Source organism: Micromonospora sp. LZ34, assembly GCF_052981855.1.
Genome location: NZ_JBRIQN010000160.1, coordinates 1 through 994 on the forward strand (window position 1 = coordinate 1; position 994 = coordinate 994).

General features: G+C 70.0%; 2 protein-coding genes. Both read right to left on the reverse strand.

The window, feature by feature from the left end; genetic code table 11:
• Positions 1–241: 241 nt before the first annotated feature.
• Positions 242–586: a DUF1330 domain-containing protein gene (locus tag ACVCAH_RS37925; protein WP_447141019.1), complete on the reverse strand. Its 345-nt coding sequence runs from the start codon at positions 584–586 to the stop codon at positions 242–244.
• A gap of 57 nt (positions 587–643) precedes the next feature.
• The coding region (locus ACVCAH_RS37930; RefSeq protein WP_447141020.1) for a hypothetical protein at positions 644–994 on the reverse strand (351 nt) is incomplete at its 5' end.

Genomic DNA, 994 nt, shown 5'->3' on the forward strand with positions numbered 1-994 from the left:
CGTGCAATGCACAACCCGCGGCGCGGCAGGATCCCGACGGCGAGGCACAAACCCCAGCCAACACCACCCCTACGACACTTCCCCAACCCCGACAACCCGGCGAACGTTAATCGCCACCGCACTAGCTACGCCAGGCTCAGCCGGTAACGGGTAGCTGCTCACCGACACGCACCGACCCAGAACGTGTACACCCCCCATGGCGGCAGGTCCGCTGCCCAGACCTGCCAGCCGCCCGTCCGGTTCAGCCAGCCGTCCGGGTCCGCAACGCCGCGGCCGTCCGGGCGGGGTCATAGTCCGGCCCGACCCCGTCGACGATGATCAGCGCACCACCGATGTTCCGGGTACGCAACGGCAGGATCTCCTGGTAAGCGGGCGAGTCGTACCAGGCGCGGGCGGCGTCCCTGTCAGGGAACTCGAGGATGACCACCGTGCCCGGCCAGTCGCCCTCGATCACCTCGACCTCGGGAACATGCACCCGGAACCGCCCGCCGAACGGCTCCAGGGTTGACTGGACCCGCTCCATATAGGTGAAGACGTCCTCGTTGAGCTGCGGGCTACGCAGGTGGACGAGCACGAAGGCGGGCATGGATCCTCCATGTGAGGTGCCGTCCGCCCGGCTGAACACCGGGCCGCTGCCCTCAATCTAGTGCGGTGTCCACGAACGTTCACCGGGTATCCGGTGGTGTTGTGGATCCTCACCGTTCAGGGTGAGCGACTCCCCACCATCGGGTGGTGGGGCGGGCCTCCGCAGGCCAACTGATCCTCGCGCCGCCTGTGGGCGGCGGGGGTCACGCCGGGACCGGCCGGCGCCGGGGAGGTGCCGGCCGGCTCGACGGTGCGTGACCACCTCCGGCAGCACAGCCGCTGCGGTGGGGGTGGTGGGTCCGCCGCCCGGGGTGCGGGTGGCGATGCTGGCAGCCGCGACCAGGTCACGGTGCCCGGAAAATGCGCAGTGCGGGCAGGTCAGCGTCCGCCCACGAGGTTTCGGCACCCG